This is a genomic window from Pseudomonas fluorescens, from assembly GCF_902497785.1.
Lineage (GTDB): Bacteria > Pseudomonadota > Gammaproteobacteria > Pseudomonadales > Pseudomonadaceae > Aquipseudomonas > Aquipseudomonas fluorescens_BO.
In genome coordinates this window covers 137,387-156,445 of record NZ_CABVHK010000003.1, presented here as the reverse complement: position 1 = coordinate 156,445, position 19,059 = coordinate 137,387, and the positions used below count along the sequence as shown (strand labels likewise).

Annotated in this window: 10 protein-coding genes; 2 read left to right on the top strand and 8 right to left on the bottom strand. The window is 59.9% G+C overall.

The genetic code is table 11. The annotated features are described in order from the left end of the window. Positions 1-335: 335 nt before the first annotated feature. Together F8N62_RS05690 and F8N62_RS05685 are read right to left on the bottom strand one after the other, a co-directional pair. Positions 336-4,643, bottom strand: coding sequence for a membrane-targeted effector domain-containing toxin (locus tag F8N62_RS05690; protein ID WP_150710032.1), 4,308 nt, complete (start codon positions 4,641-4,643; stop codon positions 336-338). Between the two features lie 192 nt (positions 4,644-4,835). After that, positions 4,836-7,934: a membrane-targeted effector domain-containing toxin gene (locus F8N62_RS05685; RefSeq protein WP_150710031.1), complete on the bottom strand. Its 3,099-nt coding sequence runs from the start codon at positions 7,932-7,934 to the stop codon at positions 4,836-4,838. Positions 7,935-8,154: 220 nt separating this feature from the next. Here F8N62_RS05685 and F8N62_RS05680 point away from each other — a divergent pair, with 220 nt between their 5' ends. After that, entirely contained in the window at positions 8,155-9,531 is a 1,377-nt protein-coding gene (locus tag F8N62_RS05680; protein ID WP_150710030.1) for a multicopper oxidase family protein, read from the top strand. Further along, a complete protein-coding gene (gene tadA, locus F8N62_RS05675; protein WP_150710029.1) occupies positions 9,531-10,028 on the top strand; it encodes a tRNA adenosine(34) deaminase TadA in 498 nt (165 codons plus the stop codon). The genes F8N62_RS05680 and tadA overlap by 1 nt, the downstream gene beginning before the upstream one ends. A 130-nt stretch (positions 10,029-10,158) precedes the next feature. Here the strand turns inward: tadA and cmoB are convergent, their stop codons facing one another. From cmoB to F8N62_RS05645, 6 genes are all read right to left on the bottom strand, one after another. Then, positions 10,159-11,115: a tRNA 5-methoxyuridine(34)/uridine 5-oxyacetic acid(34) synthase CmoB gene (gene cmoB / locus F8N62_RS05670; protein ID WP_150710028.1), complete on the bottom strand. Its 957-nt coding sequence runs from the start codon at positions 11,113-11,115 to the stop codon at positions 10,159-10,161. Further along, positions 11,112-11,855, bottom strand: a complete 744-nt coding sequence (gene cmoA / locus F8N62_RS05665; protein WP_150710027.1) for a carboxy-S-adenosyl-L-methionine synthase CmoA — start codon at positions 11,853-11,855, stop codon at positions 11,112-11,114. Before cmoA ends, cmoB begins: the two co-directional genes overlap by 4 nt. Positions 11,856-12,033: 178 nt before the next feature. Continuing rightward, entirely contained in the window at positions 12,034-12,669 is a 636-nt protein-coding gene (locus tag F8N62_RS05660) for a lysoplasmalogenase (protein ID WP_150710026.1), read from the bottom strand. A gap of 2 nt (positions 12,670-12,671) precedes the next feature. Beyond that, positions 12,672-13,064 carry a protease inhibitor I42 family protein gene (locus tag F8N62_RS05655; protein ID WP_150710025.1) on the bottom strand — a complete coding sequence of 131 codons (393 nt, stop codon included), beginning with the start codon at positions 13,062-13,064 and terminating at the stop codon, positions 12,672-12,674. A 712-nt stretch (positions 13,065-13,776) separates the two neighbouring features. Continuing rightward, positions 13,777-16,194 (bottom strand): endopeptidase La, encoded by a 2,418-nt coding sequence (gene lon / locus F8N62_RS05650; protein ID WP_150710024.1) that lies wholly within the window; start codon positions 16,192-16,194, stop codon positions 13,777-13,779. Positions 16,195-16,480: 286 nt separating this feature from the next. Further along, entirely contained in the window at positions 16,481-18,892 is a 2,412-nt protein-coding gene (locus F8N62_RS05645; RefSeq protein WP_150710023.1) for a glucose/quinate/shikimate family membrane-bound PQQ-dependent dehydrogenase, read from the bottom strand. Positions 18,893-19,059 lie beyond the last annotated feature (167 nt).

The window sequence follows — 19,059 nt, the reverse complement described above, 5'->3', positions numbered from 1 at the left end:
CTTGAGCCTTTCACAAAAGGGACCGAACAAAACCTAACCTAATGTCAGTAATCGATAGACGTGTTAGAGCGTAATGGTATTGTTCATGGTATTTTTAGAAAATACTTGGATAATTACCATGGCAGTCGGGGGATTTTAGTTCTATTGATAATAGAGTGGGAATGAAATAAGTACACCGCATTCCCACTGTAGGAGCGAGCTCGCTCGCGATGGACGACAACGGTAACGCGTGTTGCTGAAAAAACGCGTTGTCGTGACGTTCTTCGCGAGCAAGCTCGCTCCTACAGGGATTGCCACAAAAGCCGCGTGAAACGATGTTTCACGCGGCTTTTTTATTACAAGGGCTTGGACCAGCCGGCCAGTTTCATGCCTCGTTGATTCAGCGCCGCGAGCAGCGCCTGGATACTGTCGAAGCGTTTCTCATGAACGGTCGGCCACGCCGGACGCTTAATGTAAACGCGGCCGGATTCAGAGTGGATCTCAGTCCGTACGATCGCATTATCGCGGCCGCGATGAACCAGAAAGGTTTCGCCCAGTTCCTTTTTCAAGGTGTACATACCCGGTTGGGAGAGCATTTTTTCAATCTCTGGGGTCGACTGTGTGTACCACGGCGTTTCAACTTGCAGGCGCAGGTCACCTCTGACCGTTCCCGTATTTTTGCCGCTGTCATCGGAAAAGCTTTTGCCAGGATCAGGTTCTATACCGGCGGATTTTCCTTCGGCGACATCCTCGACGCGCAGGCCGACGGCGCCCTCCAGTTCACTGACACCGGCAACGCCTTCGAACGTGTTCGAGTGGGAATTGCCCATCAGTGCGACCCAGTTGTGCGGCCCGCGTGCAGCCTGGTCGGCTTCGATCACCGTGTGAGCGTAGAAATTCATCATTTTCTGCCGTGCCGTCGGGTCGTTAATTCTCATCCCTTCAACCCGGTAGCTCGCCATGCAGTCGATGGCCTGAACCCGGATGCCGTTCCGGTTTGCCGCTTTGACCACGTTGAGAAAGGTATAGCGTTGCAGCGGATCGGTCATGTGGCCGCGGTCGAGTTCGACCAGGTACCGCTCAAGATCCCGGGGCATGACCGAGGTCCTGGCGAAGTTGTCCAGCGCGGCCTGGTGAAAGTCGGTGAGCAGATGTTCGAAGTAGATAGTCTTCACACCCTTGTTGGCCAACGCTTGCATATTGTCGATGAGCCATTGCTTGCTGCCGATGTCGGCATGGCTTTCGCCGATGACCAGCCCGCGGAACTCTTCGAACAATCGCTCGATGAGCGCCTGCGCCGACAAGGCCGGATCCACGGACGGAATCGGTGGACGCGTCGGGAGGCGCAGTTCGGCATAAAAGCGAGCGGCAGCCTCATACACTTGTTTTCGCAGCGCCCTGAACACGTCATAGGGCGAGTTGCCGTGCGTATCGAGGAAGTCGGGCAACAGGCGAGGATCATTGCCCGCGGCAGCGCTTTTCAGTTCGGCTCGCTCCTGCACCGGGATCTCATAGGGCGAAGAGATCCGCGGCGGGTCCGTGATCGTCAAGTCGGGGGCTTGTGGCGTCACGGTGCCGGGGACGGAGGTCGAGGGTTCGATGTCCGGCAGCGTGCCGGGGCCGGCCGATGGATCAATGCGCACCCGCACCTGCGACAAGCCTTCATGTTCGATGGCCTCGGCCAGTTCATGCACGCTATCGAAATGACGGCCACTGACCCGTGACCATTTCGGACGGACGATGAAAAAACCTGTCTCATCCTGCTGGATCGGCGTGTGCACCAAGGTGCCATCGCCACTGCGGTGAACCAGAGTGGATGGCTCCTGCAACATGAACTTGCCGGGCTTGGGCAGCGCCTCCTCAAGGGTGCGGGCCGTAGCCTTCGCAGGTTCGGCACGCAGTTGGAGGCGCAGGTCGCTCTTCAGTTCATCGACGGTCCTTCCGGCGATGTCCTTGATCTTTTTTCCTGGATCAGCGGTCAGCCCCTGAGCCTGGCCGAACGCGCTTTCGTCGACGCGCAGCGCCACCGTGCCTTCCAGTTCGCTGAGTCCGGCAACCTTGTCGAACGTACTGGCGCGCGTCTCATCCACCAGCGCCACCCAACGGTGAGCACCCCGGGCGGCCTGATCTGCGCGCAGGGTGGTGGCCGAGTAGTAGTTCATCATTTTGCTGCTACTCGCCTCAGTCGTCCCCTCCATGTGTGGAAAGCGCCGGCTGGCCATGCTGTCGATGGCCTGGACGCGGATGTGGTTTTTCTGCGCGCTTTTCACCAGCTCGGTGTAGGAATAAGGTCCGGCCGGATCAGTCTTGAACCGGGTGTCGAGGGCCTTCAGATAACGTTCGAGTGCGGGCGGCATCTTGCCGGTCTTGTGGAAAACATCCAGATCCGCTTGATGGAAATCGGTGAACAGGTGATCCATGTACAGGGTTCTGATCTTTTGCTTGTTCAACGCCTTGAAGTTGTCGATCAGCACCTGCCTGGCGCCGATGCCGGAACTGTCCTGTCCGATCACCAGGCCGGGGTTCTCCTGGAACAGGCGCTTGGTCATTTCGGCAAACGGCGTTGTCGGTTTGAACGCCGGTACGAGCGGACGCGGCGGTAATTCAGGGCCGACATAGAAGGTGATGGCGTCGTCGTACAGCGTGCGGCGCGATGCCTTGAAATTTTCATAGATACGGTCGCTATGGTCTTGCGGGTCCAGCGGAAAATCATCGATGTCAGCCTCCGCCACCGGTTGCAGTGCCGGTCTCGATGCGGGTGGCACGTCGTATGCCAGCGGCTGCGCTTCCACCTCGGGTAGGGGGTCGGCCGTGTGTCCGAAGGGCCACTTGCCGAAAATCTTCACGCCACCCCTGAGGCCGTTGCGGGCGGTGGGCTCCCATCTCACGGCTTCGTTCAAACGAATCGGTACATTGCGGTAAAACGAAAAGGGGTTGGCCGGATCGACAATCACCCAGCCACGCAATTGCTCGACATATCGCACCTGGTAATAGCCGCCGCTCCCCGCGCGGCGCATGAAAATGTAGTGCTTGCCCGACGCGGTCTGAATGATCTCCTGAAACTTGGGGTCGCCCGCTTCGACGCGGGTGCCCTCGGTGATATCGGTCTTGAAGGACGCGAGAAAATCCTCCGGCTCCGCGGGCAGGATGCGTGTTGGCGCGATGTCTTCCAGTGCCGGCAGTGGCGTGCGGGCGATAGCCGCTTCGGCCAGTTTTTCTTCAGGCGCGAAGAAGGTTTCGGCCTCGGCAATTTCCGGCAGGTGGCCACTGCCTTTGATGAAAGTTGCGTTGAACAAGGTATCGATAGTCGCGAATATCGCGCCCGTCACCGCGGCCTTGCGCTCGCCTGGAGTCTTGCCATTGACCGCCTGATCAATCTGCAAGCCGACGTTGGCGATACCCGCGCCGACGACCGCCAGCGCCACGGGCCAGCCGACGGCTGCCATGGGGCCGAACATGCGGTTGAAGGCATTGAGATAGCCGACCCACAGTTTTTTCCGCAGATCGCCATTGGTGTGCATCATGAAGGTGGCGTCGCTGATCATGCGGGCATGGGTGGCGCTGGCGAGAAACGCGAAGGCATCCTCGTTGATCGCATCGCCCGTGTGTTCGATCAGTGTGTGATCGGCGCTGTCCCACGTGCTGACCAGTAGATCGAGGACATGGTTGAGTCCGACGTTTTCGACATGCGGTGCGGGGAACAGGGTCGCAGCCACACTCACGACAGGACTCAACACCGAGATCCACTTCAATTTCGCCGCGTCCCGCCAGGAGGTGTCTTCCATGATGTCGTGATCGGCGACCTGGAAGTGCGCGAGGAAGCGCTTGCGGTCAGCGGGTTTACGGGTCTGCGACAACACCCACCAATGCAGATCGCGGGAAGTTTCGAACGCGTGGAGGCCCCAGACTTCGCCAGGTACGTAGAGAATTTTCCTGCCATGGTCGTCGATGATGCACAGAATATCGGTTGCCACGTACCCGCCGATTTTCAACAGACTCAGGCGCAGGCCATCGACTGGCCGGGTTTGCTCTTCAAGCATCTGCAGCGTTGTTGGCCAGCTCACATTGCCGGCCAGGGCTTTGATCACGGTTCGGAAATTATCATCCGATAACCGGCCGCCCTCGCGATCCTCCATGGCTTTGGTGAGAAACGTGCATTTGGCCAGGGCGCGGAATGTCTCGCTGTGCTTGCTCCAGAATGAAGCCACTCTTTGATCGAAGAGATCAGCAAAGTTGATCGCCCAGAAATCCTTCAACACCTCGTTGCCATGCAGGCGCACTTCATTCGTTTCGTTGAAATTCTCGGCCTCCGGCCCCGCTGTGTAGAAGCCTGCGTCGACGTCCAGCATATCGGCGTTGTCCTGATCGCCGACGCGGAAACGCTGGATCACCAGTTGCGGCAAGGTCATCGACTCAGTGGGTTTTGCGCCGTTGTGTTCCCAGCCTGTAAAAGCTTGCCAACGACTGGCGGACCATTTGAATCGATGCCAGTAAACCTGTTCGGGGTCCAGGTGAGTCACGCCATGTTTGGTCAGAATATTCTGAGCAACCTCGCAGGCCATTTCGTACATGTCGGGGCAGGCCTGGATCAGGGTGGGTACCAGGTTTTTGAGCGCTAGCCGGTCGGCGGCGTTGGGTAATGTGGTGTCTTCTGATGTGTCCACGGTCTTTCCTTGATCGTTGTGTGGGAAGTGACCGCGATCATTTCAAGGGACGCAGGGCCGGTCTGTCGGGAGTCGGGTTGATCGGTTGTCGTCTTAATAGGCGGGGGGCATGGGAAAAGGACCTGAGGCGTGTGCGATTTCCGCTGCGGGAGGGGCGCGTAAGCCCCGCCCGCAGTCTCGGTTAATGGTGGGTCAGATCGGGATGCGGCTCTGCAGGCTCAGGCCCATTTGATTCATGCTGTGGGAGAGTTGTTCCAGGCTGTCGAAGGGAACGCCGCTGACTTGAACCCAGGACGGACGATTAATCGAGTAACGGCCGTCGGCGAGCGTCTGGACCGGTGTTTGCACAAGCTGCTCGGTCTGACTGCGGTGAAACAACGTGTAACCGCCTTCCGACCGCTCGAAGCTATACATGCCAGGACGGCTGAGCAGTCTGCCTAGCTGCTGTTCATTGCGGGTGACGGTGGGGGCCTCCATTTGCAGGAGCAGGTCGGCGTAAAAGGTATCGACTGTTCCGCGTGCCGTCTCGTTCTGGGCAAAAGGCCCCCTTTCGATGGCGATGCCGGGGTCAAGCAAAATACGCTCACCTTGTCCGGGAGCGACTTCTTCAATTCGCAAGCCAATGCCGCCTTCCAGTTCACTGATACCCGCCATCTCCCTGAACGTGTTGGTGCTTTCGACCCCCGTCAACACCACCCACTTGTCGACGGTATTCAGGGATTTATCCATGAACATGATGTCGGCGGTCAGATGGTTGGTGCTCATCTGTTCTTGAACCCGCGTGAACGACGTTGGCTTTCGATAGGTGGCTGCACAGTCGGTGGCCTGGACACGAATACCGTTTTGCCTTGCGGTTTTGACCAGCGCCAGTTCATTGAATTGTGCCGAGGGGTCGGTGCCGAGGCGCGTCAGATAGTGTTGGAGATCCTCGGACATGACGCCGCTCTTGAAGTAATCGTTCAGGTCGATTTGGGCAAAATCGCTGAGCAAGCGTCGCACATACAGGGTCTTGACGCCTTGCCTGGCCATATCGGCCATGTGCTCGATCATGAAGCGCATGCTGGTGATGCGGCCCAGCGTTTCACTGATGACCAGCCCCGGTGAATGCTGGAAAACCTGAGTAAGGAGGTCCGTGATGGTCGTTGACGCGTTGACGGTCGGGATCTGCGGGCGTGGCGGCAGGTTGGCCCACGGAAGGTTTCTGTAAAAACGCAGGGCGGAGGTCAACAGGTCTCGGGCTTTTTCAGCGAAGTACAGTGCATACCGATCCGGAACGATCATGGCGCCATCGGGCCCGACCTGCATGAGAATGTGCGTTTCACGCAGTTGCATGGCCCATTTTCTCAGTGCCGATCGGTTCGCCAAGGCCACGTCATAGGGCGTTTTCACTAAACCGATGGGAGTCGATGTGGAGGGCTGAGGGTCGGTGAGCGGCGGGTTGGTCGACGTTCCGGCTTCAGGCGCGGACGGCTCTGGCTCGCCGGGTACAGATTCGCGAACATCCATCTCCAGCTCCACCGTGCATTCCTTGCCCAGGCACTGGCCACCACCCTTGAGTCCCAATCGGGACAGGCGCTCCCAGTTGCCTTCGGCATTCAAGCGCACCGGCAGTGAGTGGATGAACTGGTTCGGCTTTTCCGGGTCGACGATCGCCCAAAACCCGTCGCCTTGTGAGGCATCGAAATAGCGCACGTAATAGGCCGTGTCATTCATCAGAATGGCGTAGGGAGGATCGGAGTGCAGCCGGTAGATACCCTCAAACTTTCCAGGTTCTGCGACGGGTGTGTAGCCGTCCAGCAGCTCGTTGGATTGAAAGGTTTGCGGGACCTCGGTTATTTCCACCGTTTCAGTCCCTGTCCGCGACACCTGTTCCAGTGCCGGCACTATCCAGTTCGATTCTTCGGGTTGGACTTCTCCCGAGTTGGCTTCCATGGGTTGCGCGACTTCCAGGGGCTCGACGGCTTCGGCCTCCGTGACGACTTCCGCCAGCGATCCCGTGCCTTTCAAAAACGGCAGGTTGAACAAGGCATCAATGCCACTGAGGACTGCGCCGATTACGCCTGCCTTGCGCTCGGTCGACGTCTTGCCGTTGACGGCCTGGTCGATGTTCAAGCCCATGTTGACGAGACTGGCGCCAATCACCGGCAGGGCGACTGGCCAGCCCACGGCAGCCATCGGACCAAACATTTTCAACCCGGCGCTCAGGTAGCCGATCCACAATTTTTTTCGCAGGTCGCCATTGGACGTCAATGACAGATCGGCCTCGGCGGACATCGCCGCCTGAGTCGCGTCTCGCATCCAGCTAAAGGCATCGTTCGTCACGCGCTGGTCTATTTGATTGAGCATGTGGTGATCGGCATGGCCCCAGGTGCTGACAAGCCGGTTCATCAGATCAGTGATGTTCTGGTTGATGTCATGACGGTCGGCCAGCGCGAAATGGCTGAGGAACAGTTGGCGAGGGGCTTTTTCGTTCAACTGTTGCAAGAACCACCAATGCACGTCGGTAGGGGTTTGCAGCACATGAAACGACTCGGTTTCGCCCGGCGTGTAAATGATTTGTCGGCCGTTCAGATCGGTGATGCGCAGGATGTTGGTAGCCACATGAGCGTCGATATCCAGCGCACACACGCGCAACCCATGGCCCGCGGGCGTCTCGGACTGCAGCATGTGCAGGCTGACCGGCCAGCTCAACGGGCCGATGACGGCGCTGACCACCGTTTGAAAGTCATCGTCAGTCAATACACGGCGATCCCTTGCATCAACGGCCTTGCTGAGGAAATTGCACTTGGCCAGGGTGCGGAAGTCGTTGGAGAAGTCGTTCCAGAATGCTTGCAGCTTGTTGCGGTAAACGTCGCTGAAGTTGATGTTCCAGAATTCCCTGAGAACCTCGTCGCCATGCAAGCGTATTTCGTTAGTGTGATTGAACTCGTCGGCCTCCGGTCCCGCCGTGTAGAAGCCTGAATCGACGTCCAGCATGTCGGCGTTGTCCTGATCACCCACGCGGAACCGGTGGATCACCAGTTGCGTCAAGGTCATGGATTCAACAGGTTGTGTGCAGCAGTGGTCCCAGCCCGTGAAGGCGGTCGAACTGCTGCTGGAGAATTTGAAACGGTGGAAGTAGACCTTGTCGGGGTCGTGGCCGACTACGCCGAACCTGGTCAGCAAATTACTGGCGACCTCGTGAGCGGTGTCTTGCAGACTCGGGCAAGCGGCGACGACCTTGACGGCGATGGCCTTGAGGGCGGCTTTGTCAGCTGCGTTGGGCAGCGGGCGGTTATCGAGAGGATTCATGCGCGTTCATTCCTTGAACAGTGGGCGTTTGAGGATCCTCGATTGATTGGCGCAAAGTGCGCTACATATCTAGCGCCTGTCGCGATTCGAAGTCGTGTAAGGGCAGATCAGCCTGCGGCCAGTCGCCGCGCCGGCCTTACTGTTTCTCATCCGCAGGTGTATCGTATTCGCCTTTTACGGGCCTGCGGGTCTGTCGCTGATACGTGAGGTAGTTGAGTTCATGTCCTTTACCCGTCGCCAAATCCTCGGTGGCCTGGCCGGTCTTGTTGTCGTTGGCGTGGGAGCGGGGGGCGCGTCGCGTTATTGGCTGGGCAAGATGGCCGATGCAGACGCCGGCCATGACTATGAGCTGATCGCCGCGCCGCTGGACGTCGAACTGGTGGCCGGGCACAAGACTGAAGCCTGGGCGTTCGGTCCCTCGGCGCCGGGCACCGAATTGCGCGTGCGTCAGGGTGAATGGCTGCGGGTGCGGTTCATCAATCACCTGCCGGTGGCGACGACCATTCACTGGCACGGCATCCGCCTGCCGCTGGAAATGGACGGCGTGCCGTATGTCTCGCAACTGCCGGTGCTGCCGGGGGAATATTTCGACTACAAGTTTCGCGTGCCCGACGCGGGCAGCTATTGGTATCACCCGCACGTCAACAGCAGCGAAGAACTGGGGCGCGGGCTGGTCGGGCCGCTGATCGTCGAAGAGCGCGAGCCCACCGGGTTCAAGTACGAAAAAACCCTGAGCCTGAAGAGCTGGCACGTGGACGAGGAAGGCGCGTTTGTCGCGTTCAGCATTCCCCGTGAAGCGGCGCGGGGTGGCACGGCGGGGCGCCTGTCGACGATCAATGGCGTCGCGCAAGCGGTCATCGATTTGCCTGCCGGGCAGATCACTCGCGTGCGCGTGCTCAACCTCGACAACACGCTGACTTATCGCCTGAACATTCCGGGGGTCGAAGCGCAGATCTATGCACTGGACGGCAACCCCATCGAGCCGCGCCCGTTGGGCAAGGAATACTGGCTGGGTCCCGGCATGCGCATTTGCCTGGCGATCAAGGCACCGCCGGCAGGTCAGGAGCTGTCGCTGCGCAACGGTCCGGTGCGCTTGGGTACTTTGCGCTCGGTAGCGAACAGCGATGCGCCTACTTCGTGGCCGGCTGCGTTGCCCGCCAACCCGGTTGCCGAGCCGGACCTGGCGAATGCCGAGAAACTCAACTTCAATTTCGAATGGGTCGGCTCGGTGTCGGTGAACGTCGACAACGGTCGGCCGCCCAGCCTGTGGCAAATCAACGGCAAGGCCTGGGACATCACCGACAAGACTTGCGCCGACCGTCCGATTGCGACGTTGGAGAAGGGCAAGAGCTACATTTTCGAACTGAAAAACATGACCCAGTATCAGCACCCGATTCACCTGCACGGCATGAGCTTCAAGGTCATCGCCTCGAACCGACACAAGGTGATTCCGTACTTTACCGACACGTATCTGCTGGGCAAGAACGAACGCGCGCAAGTGGCGCTGGTAGCGGATAACCCCGGCGTGTGGATGTTCCATTGCCATGTGATCGACCACATGGAAACCGGCCTGATGGCCGCCATCGAGGTGGCGTGATGCGCCAGATTCGTCCCGCCGCGATCATCGACCGCAGCCGCGATCGCGACTTCATGCATGAAGCGCTGGCGCTGGCGGCACAGGGCGCGGCGCTGGGTGAAGTGCCGGTGGGCGCGGTGCTGGTGCAGGGCGGTGAGATTATCGGTCGCGGCTTCAACTGCCCGATCAGCCGCCACGACCCGAGTGCACACGCGGAAATGGTCGCGATACGCGCCGCCGCACTCGCTGCCGGCAACTACCGGCTGCCGGGCAGCACGCTGTACGTGACACTCGAGCCGTGCAGCATGTGCGCCGGGCTGATTGTGCATTCGCGGATTGCGCGGGTGGTATATGGCGCACTCGAGCCGAAGGCGGGGATTGTGCAGAGTCAGGGACAGTTTTTTACCCAGGGCTTTTTGAACCACCGGGTGTTGGTTGAGGGGGGGGTGCTGGCAGAAGAATGCGGGGCGGTGCTCAGCGAATTCTTCAAGGCCCGCCGGGCGAAACCCACAATTTAGGTAACGGCCCCGATCCCTGTGGGAGCTGGCTTGCCAGCGATGGGGCCGGCCCACACAACATTGATGTTGGCTGACCCACCGCTATCGCTGGCAAGCCAGCTCCCACAGGGTTATTCGGTGTTGGAGAGATTTACTTTTTGGCTACGATGACCGCCCGCATCGGCGCCGGCAATCCTTCAACGGTCTTGCCGTGATCCTCGGGATCCAGGAAATCGCTGAGCGACTGATACTTCATCCACTCCGTCCCGCGTTGCTCTTGGACCGTGGTCACGCTCACATCCACGCACTTCACATCGGTGAACCCGGCACGACGCAACCACAGCATCAGTGCCGGCACCGACGGCAAAAACCACACGTTGCGCATCTGCGCATAACGATCTTCCGGCACCAGCACTTGTTGCTGATCGCCTTCGATCACCAGCGTCTCCAGCACCAGTTCACCGCCCTTGACCAGGCAATCCTTCAACGCCAGCAGATGCTCGATCGGCGAACGACGGTGATAGAAAACCCCCATGGAAAACACGGTGTCGAAGCCTTCGAGTTCCGGCGGCAGGTCTTCGAATGGAAACGGCAAGTGCCAGGCATTCGGCTCGGACAAGTAGCGCTGGACGGCCTGGAACTGACAGAAGAACAGCCAGTTCGGATCGACGCCGATCACGCTGTCGGCGCCGGCACCGAGCATGCGCCACATGTAGTAACCGTTGCCGCAGCCGACGTCGAGGATGCGTTTGCCCTTCAGGTCCAGATGCGGTGCGACCCGTGACCATTTCCAGTCCGAGCGCCATTCGGTATCAACGTGTACGCCAAACAGGTCGAACGGCCCCTTGCGCCACGGCGACAGCCCCATCAGCGCGGTGCGCATTTGGGCGCGGGTGGCGTCGTCGCAATCGGTGTCCAGCGTCAGGCCGTTGAGCAGGTCGACTTCGCTCGGCTGGATTTTTGGCAAGGCGTCCAGCGCACTCTGCCAGCGCTCCAGATCGCCATGGCCCTTTTCCATTTTCTTGTCGAGTTGCGCTTGCAGCGTGTTGGCCCATTCGGCCAGCGGTGTACCGGCCAGACGGCGGGCGAGGGGGGACAGATCAATCATGGCAAGGCAATCAACGAGGCAAAGTTAAGACACTGGAACCACGGCACGACTTTCGAGAACCCGGCCGCCAGCAGGCGTTCGCGGTGTTCTTCAAGGCTGTCGGGCTTCATGACGTTTTCGATGGCGCTGCGCTTCTGGGCGATTTCCAGTTCGCTGTAGCCGTTGGCGCGTTTGAATGCGACGTGCAGGTCGGTGAGCAGCGCGTGTTCCTGTTCGTCTTCAAAGCGCAGCTTTTCCGAGAGGATCAACGCGCCGCCCGGCAACAGCGATTGGCGGATACGGCTGAGCAGCGCAGTTCGCTGTTCAGGCGCAATGAATTGCAGGGTGAAATTCAATGCCACAACTGAGGCAGGCTGGAATTGCAGCGCGAGGATGTCGCCTTCGATCACTTCTACCGGCAACAACTCCTGGAACATCGAATCCTGACCGTTGAGGTACTCGCGGCAGCGTTCGACCATGGCTGCCGAGTTATCCACAGCGATCACGCGGCAGCCGTCAGTGCGCACGTGTCGGCGCAAGGCCTGGGTCACGGCGCCGAGGGACGAGCCGAGGTCGTAGAGCACGCTGTCGGGCTGGGCAAATTGCGCGGCGAGCACGCCGAGGTTCTCGACGATGGTTGGATAGCCCGGCACCGAGCGCTTGATCATGTCCGGGAACACCCGCACCACGTCCTCGTTAAAGGCGAAGTCTGGCACCTGGGCCAACGGCTGGGCGAAAATACGATCGGATTCTTTGCTCACGGCGGTTCCAGCGGCGTAGGTGAAAAGGCCGGCATTTTAGCCAAGTTGGCGCGGGGATGCGCGGGTTGTCTGACGTGGTGAGGGGATTTATCCCCGTTGGACTGCGCAGCAGTCCCCTAGGATCAAAGCCTTGCGTCTGCTACGCAGCCGAACGGGGATAAATCCCCTCACCACAAATTCAACGCGATTTCGGGCCGAACGCCGACGCCGCAATCCCCCATTGCCCCAGCCAGTAGCTAAGGATAATCACGTAAGGCGCAGCATGAAACGGCGCAACAAACCGATCGATGCCAATCACGCTGTCGGAAACCACAAACGCCAGCGCACCCGCCGCCGCCAGCAGCGCCGAGCGTTTGGGTACGTCGGTCCCGAGTCGAGCCAGCGCCCGCCAGAGCATGGCGCTGATGGCCAGGCCGTAGATAATCACCGGGAACAGCAGCGGGCCCAAACCGCTGGAAATCAAGATCCCCAACAGCAGCGCACCGACGCCCAGCGCGAGTATCAACGGCAACACCGCCAATCGCCGGCAATCACTCAAATACGCTTTCAAGTAGGCGAGGTGGGCAACCAGAAACGCCCCGAGGCCGAACACAAACAAATCCTGCGGCCACGCGAGCAGCACGTCGCCAAGCAAAGAGAAAATCAAACCCAGGCTGATCCAGCGTCGATATTCGCTCGGCGGTGCGTCGTGCAACCAGCCGAGCAAAGCCAGCACCGGCATCGGTTTGACCATCATGCAAAGCAGCGCCGCGTGCACGCTCAAGCCGTATAGAAAAGTCACCGCGCCCATCAGCGCCAGGATCAGCCAGCCCACGATCAGTTGACCGAGATCGCGCAGTCGAAGGTGTCGACCGGCAATACTTCCGGTGCCCAGGGTTGTTGCGAAGTCAGGCGCAAACGCCCGTCACCCTTGGTGAACGCCTGGAAACGCCACGTGGAAACACCGGCGGCACCGACGACACCGGCATCTTCCGGATTGCGATAAACCTCTGGCCCAAGAGCGCGCAATACGCCACCGGCGGAATCCTGGATCGCCCAGCGGTAACCCGTGGTCGGGTTGCTCGGTAGGGTCAGGATCAGGTTTTGCCCGCTGTGCAGCTGCACCGGGCAGCCGCTTTGTTTTTCCACGGTTACGTTCTGTTTCGGTTGCGTGGCACACGCGGCCAGCAAGGCCAGGGCGAGAGGGACCAACAGGCGGGTGGGGGACATAAGATCAGCGGCTCCGGCATTCACGACGAACGGCGAGCATAACTGAAGATGAGACAAATTGTGACGACGCCGGGATTCGGCGGCGTCGGGTCTGACGTTTTCGCGAGCAGGCTCGCTCCCACAGGTGAGGATGCTGAACCTGTGGGAGCGAGCCTGCTCGCGAAAGCAATCTTGCCGGCACTACACAACTATCAGAACAGCATCTTCGCCACATCCGTAAAGCGCTTCTGTCTTTTAATAGCTATTCGGCGACGTCGATATCACCCTGAATCTCGCCATATCCGGCGAAGATCAATTTAAACGTTATTCGATATCTTTTAGCGGAGTTGTCGAGGGTGGCGTCGAACGTCCCACTCAGGGCGGATACGGTTGTCCCGTTTCCATCCAGGTAATAGACCCTGCTCAGGTCACCCCCGGGCACGAACGGGCGTGGTCCGCTCGACGTAAAGGGGTTGATGGACATAAATCGGCGCCGTTATGTGTTGCATTGAAATAGCCGGTGGCCTTTGTTGTGGCAGACGCGTTCTGGCTCGCCATCATCCTGTTTCCTTTTTGGTAAGCATCCATCGAGGTCTGAATGTAGCAATGGGGGGCGAGGCGGGAACTGTCACTTCTGCTAGTTAGTTAAAATGAATCGCTATATCTGTTGCGATTTTCAGGTAAAAAAAATGGCCAGTCGGTTGACTGGCCATTCTCATTTCGGTGGTCCCGATCAGAACAACACCTTCGCCACATCCGCGAAGCGCTTGGCGAAGTGCACGGTAATGCCTTCCTTCAGGTAATCCGGCAATTCATCAAAACTCCCACGGTTCGGCTCCGGCAGAATCAATTCGAAAATCTTCTGCCGCCGCGCAGCGATTACCTTCTCGCGCACCCCGCCAATCGGCAGTACGTGCCCGGTCAGGGTCAGTTCGCCAGTCATCGCCACGCCCTTTTTCGGCGCTTGATTGCGCGCCAGCGAGAGCAGGGCGCTGGCCATGGTCACGCCTGCGCTCGGGCCGTCTTTCGGGGTAGCGCCTTCCGGGACGTGGAGGTGGACGAAAGCCTCGTCGAAGAACTTCGGATCACCGCCAAACGACTTCAGGTTCGAGCTGACGTAGCTGTAGGCAATTTCCGCCGATTCTTTCATCACATCACCCAGTTGCCCGGTGAGTTTGAATCCACGGTTCAGCGTGTGAATGCGCGTGGCTTCGATCGGCAGCGTCGCGCCGCCCATGCTGGTCCAGGCCAGGCCGGTGATCACGCCAGTGCCGGACAGCACTTGTTCGTTGCGAAACACCGGGTGGCCCAACGAGGCTTCCAGGTCCTTCGGCGCAATCTTGATCACGGCTTTCGGCTCGTCGATCAGTTTCACCACGGCTTTGCGCACCAGCTTGCCCAGCTGTTTTTCCAGCTGCCGCACACCGGCTTCACGGGCGTAACCATCGATCAGCGCCTTCAACGCGCTGTCGCTGATGCTCAGGCTGCCTTTCGACACCCCGGCCTTTTCCAGCTGTTTCGGCCACAGGTGACGCTTGGCGATGGCGATTTTTTCTTCGGTGATGTAACCCGACAGTCGGATCACTTCCATCCGGTCCAGCAACGGGCCGGGAATCGAATCGAGGGTGTTGGCGGTACAGACGAACAGCACTTTCGACAGGTCCAGACGCAGGTCCAGGTAATGATCGAGGAATTCGACGTTCTGTTCCGGGTCGAGGGTTTCCAGCAGCGCCGAGGCCGGGTCGCCCTGATAGCTCTGACCCATCTTGTCGATCTCGTCGAGCATGATCACCGGGTTCATGACTTCGACGTCTTTCAACGCCTGCACCAGTTTGCCCGGCTGCGCGCCGATGTAGGTGCGGCGGTGGCCCTTGATCTCGGCTTCGTCGCGCATGCCGCCGAGGCTGAAACGGTAGAACGGCCGCCCGAGGGATTCGGCGATGGATTTGCCGACACTGGTTTTACCCACGCCGGGCGGGCCGACCAGCAGCACGATGGAGCCGCTGATCTCGCCTTTGTAGGCGCCCACAGCGAGGAATTCGAGGATGCGGTCCTTGATGTCGTCGAGGCCAGCGTGGTGTTTGTCCAGCACCTTGCGGGCGTGCTTGAGGTCGAGTTTGTCCTCGCCGTACACGCCCCACGGCACCGAGGTCGCCCAGTCGAGGTAGTTACGGGTGACTGCGTACTCCGGCGACCCGGTTTCGAGGATCGACAGCTTGTTCATTTCCTCTTCGATGCGTTTCTGCGCCTGCGCCGACAACACCTTGCCTTGCAGGCGTTGCTCGAACTGCTCGATGTCGGCGCTGCGGTCGTCCTTGGTCAGGCCGAGCTCTTGCTGGATGACCTTGAGTTGTTCCTTGAGGAAGAACTCGCGTTGATGCTCGCCGATCTTGCGGTTCACTTCGGCGGAAATTTCTTTTTGCAGGCGCGCGACTTCGACTTCCTTGCGCAGCATCGGCAAGACTTTTTCCATGCGCTTGAGCATCGGCACGCAGTCGAGCACTTCTTGCAGTTCGCTACCAGTGGCCGAGGTCAGGGCGGCGGCGAAGTCGGTCAGCGGCGACGGATCGTTGGGGCTGAAGCGGTTGAGGTAATTCTTCAGCTCTTCGCTGTACAGCGGGTTGAGCGGCAGCAGTTCCTTGATCGCGTTGATCAACGCCATGCCGTAGGCCTTGACCTCGTCGGTCGGCTCGGTGGGCTGGTGCGGGTATTCGACTTCCACCAGGTACGGCGGGCGATGGTGTTTCAGCCAGGTTTTGATGCGTACGCGGGTCAGGCCTTGGGCGACGAATTGCAGCTTGCCGTTTTCGCGGCTGGCGTGGTGCACCTTGACCAGCGTGCCATAGAGCGGCAGGACCGAGGTGTCGAAATGGCGCGGGTCTTCCTGGGGCGTGTCCATGTAGAACAGCGCGAGGGAGTGATGATCGGATTTGCTCACCAGGTCCAGGGTTTCAGCCCAGGGTTCTTCGTTGACGATAACCGGCAGCACTTGGGCCGGGAAGAACGGGCGATTGTGGATCGGGATGATGTAGACCTTGTCCGGCAGGTTCTGGCCGGGCAATGCGAGGCCTTTGCCGGGAGAAGTGTGTTCGGCGTTCTCCGGGTCGGCGTATTCGCCGAGGTCTTCAGGGAATTCTTGCTGGTCGCTCATGGGGCACCTGCGCAATGGAGTATGGGTCTTAGATGGGGCAGGTGGGTGGTGGTTTCAATGGCAGGGGATATTTCCGGTTGTGTGTTCAGGGTTTGGACAGGTCCTGAACGTCCGAAGATCTGACGCTCTACGTAGGAGCTGCCGAAGGCTGCGATCTTTTGATTTTTAATAATCAAGGGCAAAAGATCGCAGCCTTCGGCAGCTCCTACGGGGGGGGTGTGTCAGTGACATACAAAAAAGGCGACTCCTTTGCGGGAGTCGCCTTTGTATTCACTGCCGCTAAAGCTTACTCGGACAGTTTGTACGCAATCACATAGTCACCCTGCTTGGTGCCCAGCGAACCATGACCGCCGGCGACGACGAGCACGTATTGCTTGCCGTCCTTGCCGGTGTAGGTCATTGGCGTGGTTTGCGCGCCGGCTGGCAGGCGGCCTTCCCACAGTTGCTTGCCGTTTTTCATGTCGTAGGCACGCAGGTACTGGTCGAGGGTGCCGCTGAGGAAGCCAACGCCACCGGCGGTGGTGAAGGTGCCGCCCAGGCTTGGCACGCCCATGCTCAGCGGGATCGGAACCGGCGAGCTGTCGCGCACGGTGCCGTTCTTGTGTTTCCACAACACTTTCGAGGTGGTCAGATCGACCGCCGCCACGTAACCCCACGCTGGCGCCTGGCACGGCAGGCCCATTGGCGACAACAGTGCTTCGAGGACCACGCCGTACGGCGCGCCTTTGTTCGGCTGCACGCCTTCGGTTTCGCTTTTACGCGGGCCTTGGGCGGCGATTTCGGCGGCCGGGATCATTTTCGATTTGAACGCCATGTAGCTCGGGTTCACGAACGCGATCTGACGCACCGGGTCCACCGCGATACCGCCCCAGTCGAACACGCCGAAGTTGCCCGGATACACAATCGAACCCTGCAACGATGGCGGTGTGAACGGGCCGTCGTAGCGCATGGATTTGAAATCGATCCGGCAGATCAGCTGGTCGAACGGGGTCACGCCCCACATGTCGCGCTCTTGCAGCGGCGGCGGCATCAGGTTGAGGTCGGATTTCGGTTGGGTCGGCGAGGTGTGATCACCTTCGACAGCGCCTTGCGGCACCGGCACTTCGTTAATCGGCACAATGGCCTTGCCGTTGGTGCGGTCGAGCACGTAGATGCTGCCCTGCTTGGTCGACGCGAGTACCGCCGGCTTAACGCCGTCAGCGGTTTTCAGGTCCATCAAGGTGGGTTGGCCACCGACGTCCATGTCCCACAAGTCATGGTGGGTGAACTGCATGTGCCAGCGCACCTGACCGGTGGCGATATCCAGCGCGGTCAGGCCGGCCGCGTGCAACTCCGACTCAGGGGTGCGTGCGCCACCGAACTGGTCCGGGGTCTGGTTGCCCATCGGCAGGTAGAGCATGCCGAGTTTTTCATCGACCGCGAACATCGACCACATGTTTGGCGAGTTGCGGGTGTAGGTTTCGCCCTCGGCAATCGGCGTGGTGTCGTCAGGTTTGCCGCTGTCCCAGTTCCACACCAGTTGGCCGGTGTGCACGTCGAACGCGCGGATCACGCCGCTTGGCTCGTCGGTGGAGACGTTGTCGGTGACGTGGCCGCCAATCACCACCAGGTCTTTGGTGACGGCTGGCGGCGAGGTGGAGTAGTAACCGCCGGCGTTAAAGCGGCCGATGTTGGCACTCAGGTCAACCTGGCCTTTATCGCCGAAGTCTTCGCACATCTTGCCGGTGTCGGCGTCGAGGGCGATCAGACGGGTGTCGGCAGTCGGCAGGAAGATCCTGCGCGGGCAGACGCTGCTGACCGGTGCGCCGCTGGCGCTGCCGGTCGGGCTCTGCTCGGAGGCATACACGGCGTCATCGTGATACGACACGCCACGGCAGGTCATGTGCGCCCAACCCTTGAAGTTCGCCGCGTTTTGCGTCGAGAGCTTCGGATCGAAACGCCAGATTTCCTTGCCGGTGTCCGGGTCCAGCGCGATCACCTGGCTGTGCGGCGTGCACACGTAAAGCATGCCGTTGACTTTCAGCGGGGTGTTTTCGGCGGTGGTTTCGCCCGGATCGTTCGGACCCGGAATGTCGCCGGTGCGATAGGTCCAGGCCGGCACCAGCTTGCTCACGTTCTGCGGGGTGATCTGCGCCAGTGGCGAGTAACGGTCACCGTGGGCACTGCGGCCATAGGAATTCCAGTCACCGTCGGGCATCGCCGGCGCGGTGTTGGTCATACCCGGCACGCTGTCGCGGTCCAGTTGGCCCTTGATTTCACCGGGGTTGGTGAACTGGCTGGCCAGTGCGGTAACGCCCGCCAGCACCACGGCCACGCTCAGCGCGCCGGTGCCCATCTTCGCTTCGCCTTCGCGCAGCAACGGACGGCGCAACCACGGCAGCAACATGACCAGTCCCAGCGCAAACAGCAGCGCCAGACGCGGCACCAGTTGCCACCAGTCGAGGCCGACTTCCCACAGGGCCCATACGGTGCTGGCAAACAGCACCAATGCGTACAGGCCCAGCGCAGCGCGGCGTGCGGCAATCAGCAGCACGCCGGTCAGCATCAGGCCGATACCGGCCAGCAGGTAATACAGCGAGCCGCCGAGCATGCTCAGCTTGATCCCCCCGGCCAGCATGGCCAGGCCCATTAGCAGAAGCAGAATGCCGAGCAGCGTCGGCAATAGACGGCTTCGACTCAAAGCACCATCAGTGCTCATAGTGTGGTTCTCCGTGACGTTTCAAGTAGTCCCGCGCAAGTTCACTGTAGATGACGATCTGGTGCGGGCATGGTTCATATATAAAAGTGAAACTGTTAATGCGCTCCTTGGAGGAGCGAGCCTGTGGTGAGGGGATTTATCCCCGTTCGGCTGCGAAGCAGTCGCAA

What these genes read in the sequence shown, in the direction of transcription:
- F8N62_RS05685 (WP_150710031.1), bottom strand. Translation starts at nt 7,934, where the DNA reads ATGAATCCTCTCGATAACCGCCCGCTGCCCAACGCAGCTGACAAAGCC.
- lon (WP_150710024.1), bottom strand. Translation starts at nt 16,194, where the DNA reads ATGAGCGACCAGCAAGAATTCCCTGAAGACCTCGGCGAATACGCCGAC.
- F8N62_RS05680 (WP_150710030.1), top strand. Translation starts at nt 8,155, where the DNA reads ATGTCCTTTACCCGTCGCCAAATCCTCGGTGGCCTGGCCGGTCTTGTT.
- F8N62_RS05645 (WP_150710023.1), bottom strand. Translation starts at nt 18,892, where the DNA reads ATGAGCACTGATGGTGCTTTGAGTCGAAGCCGTCTATTGCCGACGCTG.
- F8N62_RS05655 (WP_150710025.1), bottom strand. Translation starts at nt 13,064, where the DNA reads ATGTCCCCCACCCGCCTGTTGGTCCCTCTCGCCCTGGCCTTGCTGGCC.
- cmoB (WP_150710028.1), bottom strand. Translation starts at nt 11,115, where the DNA reads ATGATTGATCTGTCCCCCCTCGCCCGCCGTCTGGCCGGTACACCGCTG.
- tadA (WP_150710029.1), top strand. Translation starts at nt 9,531, where the DNA reads ATGCGCCAGATTCGTCCCGCCGCGATCATCGACCGCAGCCGCGATCGC.